Origin of the sequence: Streptomyces sp. GbtcB7, from assembly GCF_019091445.1 — a bacterium.
Lineage (GTDB): Bacteria > Actinomycetota > Actinomycetes > Streptomycetales > Streptomycetaceae > Streptomyces > Streptomyces mirabilis.
Genome location: NZ_JAGXJM010000728.1, coordinates 1 through 231, shown reverse-complemented (window position 1 = coordinate 231; position 231 = coordinate 1). Strand labels below are relative to the sequence as shown.

Annotated in this window: 1 pseudogene; it reads right to left on the bottom strand. The window is 81.4% G+C overall.

What is annotated here, in order from left to right:
- A pseudogene (locus KVT44_RS57370) lies at positions 1–231 on the bottom strand (acyltransferase); the annotation flags it as partial.

Sequence of the window (231 nt, the reverse complement as noted above, 5' to 3'; positions counted from 1 at the left end):
CCCCCTGCCGACCGGCCGCACGACGACTCGGCGTCCAGCTCCGCCAGCCGCTCTACGGTCTCCTCGTCCAGCCCCGACAGCGCGAGCAGTTGCTCCGGGGTCACCCCGTCGGGAATCGGGCCCGGCGCGGGCGTCCGCAGCGGCGGCTGCCCGCCGGCGGCCGCGTCCCAGCCCCGCAACGCCCGGGCCCGGCCCCCCCCCACCACCCTGTGGTCCCCCCCCGCGCCGCCC